This is a genomic window from Mucilaginibacter sp. P4_G9, assembly GCF_056400985.1.
In genome coordinates this window covers 1-2379 of record NZ_JBFUKF010000589.1, presented here as the reverse complement: position 1 = coordinate 2379, position 2379 = coordinate 1, and the positions used below count along the sequence as shown (strand labels likewise).

Below are 2379 nucleotides of genomic sequence, written 5' to 3'. Positions count from 1 at the left end.
TAACTGGTGATAGGTGTTGTCATAAGTAAAGCTGGTAGTATTGGTTTGTGCCTGGCTTAACGTAGGTGAATCAAATACCTTTTTTGTTACCTGGCTGGTCAACTCACTTGTTGTGGCATAAATATTATATTTAGCAAAGGCCTTGATGCCATTATTGTCATCAAATTTAAATGCAGGAATAATTAATGGCGATCCCGTACGCTGATAGGCATAAGCTGTTTCACTTACCTCTGTCCCGGCATCATTATAATTGATAACTTTCTGGATTAACCCTCTTTCAATATCATAGTTAGCCGCAGGTGGAAAAGGATAAGTATAGATATCATCCCTAATAGGCCCATAGGCGGCGCAAGTTGGTCTTGCTATATTGGTTATGGTACGCGCCCATTCTGCGGTAGTACAGAGTGCGCATCCTGGTGTTGCATTGCTATCCCACTGCGTTGCCGGTACATAGTATTGGTAAAGAGTGGAACCGGTGCCGGTTGTGCTTTCTTTACAATATTTATACATGATGGTATGGTCGTCGTTTGAAAGATCATTCGGCGATAGTACTGTGGCATTATTCCAATAGGCACTCCCGGTTGCGGTACCTGTATAAGGAATGGTAAAGGCGAAAACGGGGAGCGTGGTGGCTCTGCCGCTGGATTTACCGGTAGCCGGGTCGAGGTATGAATAATTACGCACGATGTCATTCGCCGAACTGATGCCATCATTATCCGTTATCCGGCTCACCCTGATTCCGTTGCCCGGAGAAATGGTGTTTGAGGGTACATCCAGGTAATCATTGGATTCGTAGACAATGGTTGTTACACCGCCATTGGCATTAGTTATGGTTTTAAGAGATCCGGCAGTAACGGAATTAGGGGCTACATACTTTCCGTTGACACCCAGGCTAACTGAATAATCGGGGCCATTGGAATTTGGATATGTATAATTTTCATACCTGGGATAAGACTGGTTTGCGGGATTAACATATACAGCAGGGATTAATGAAGTTGAACTATTAGTGTTGAAATATCCCCAATAATCTGTAAAAGTTGACGACGAATCAGAAAGCACGGTTGTATAATTTCCCGGGCTCGAGGCCGTTTCACCGTAATAGGTGAAACTGTAATTTACAGGCGAACTGCAACCGCTATCATTAACGCCCCTGAGAAATACTCTATTGTAATTACTATTATCCGGACGGACGAAGCCCACATTGCTATATGTAAATTGAAAGCTTCTGCCCATACCTGTAATGGAGCCTATATATGATATATTAGTGCCACCAGCGCTATAATAATTGGATTGCCAGTTAAATATCAACTGATCCGTACCGTTAGTAATACTGGAAACAGTTTCCTGGGTTGATATGTCCTGTATAGTAAACTGGGTCGATTTTGTTGTAGACCCTGAAATAAATAACTCAACAGGATCATTACTTGTCCTATCAGGGCCATTAGTATAACTCAGGGAAATAGTATTTCCATTGACATCTGTTATGCTGGTTAAGTACCAATTATTAAAAAAGTTTACTCCATATTGGTACTGCTTATAAGTGTTCCCAAAATAAGTGACCGCGGTACCAATAGCTTTGCGGCTTACAAGTTCAGGTGATGCAAATACATACTTGGTTCCCTTATTATTAGTAATTGTAAAAGAAGAGATTCCATTGGAAGCTGTACTATATTCTATTTTTAAATCCTGATAAGATAATGTTCTGAAAACGTGCGATTTATCCAATACCAACTGGCAGGACAATCCCGGAGCATTTACATTAAATATGTCCGGTTCGGTGTCAGAATATCCGGTAAAATTGGTATTAATATAATTGATGTTGGTTGTTTCATCGGTACATGTGCCTGCATTATTATCGTTTGCAATAGTAAAGTTGCTGATACTGGTACCATTATTATTATACAACCAACCTAAACGGTCATTTCCAGAATTGTCCTTTTGGCAATCATCGGGGAGACCTCTAACCTCCCGACTGATCTGCCCGCCTGCTGAAAGGTAAAAACCAATACCAGCTGAGCTTTCTACATCTTTTGGCTTAATTCCCCGGCCACCATAAACAAGTGTTACGGGAACGGAAACATTACCTTTTTTAATTTGGTATACCGGGATAGCTACACTGGCAGTACCCGTTAAAGGGTTAACGCCAACTTGATTTTGCGCAAACACAGCGGGGCTTGAAAGGCAAAAGAAGAGTACCGGTAAAAGAAGGAAAAATTTTTTCATTTTAAAGTTGTGGTTGGTAAAAGCTATATGGATTTTTTAGCGTTAGTTCTTAGTTGAAGTTTTATAAAGAACTTCAAGCTTCCTTGTTAATTCATTAATTTGTAATTGTTGTTTGGTATTTACTTCTTTCTGCTCTTTTTGTTCCTTATCCTTCTC

The 2379-nt window shown here is 40.5% G+C and carries 1 protein-coding gene; it reads right to left on the bottom strand.

The genetic code is table 11. The features are described 5' to 3' along the window. Positions 1–2223 (bottom strand): hypothetical protein (locus AC1DPZ_RS25635; RefSeq protein ID WP_477408820.1); only part of this gene is annotated, 2223 nt, incomplete at its 3' end. Between the last annotated feature and the right edge of the window lie 156 nt (positions 2224–2379).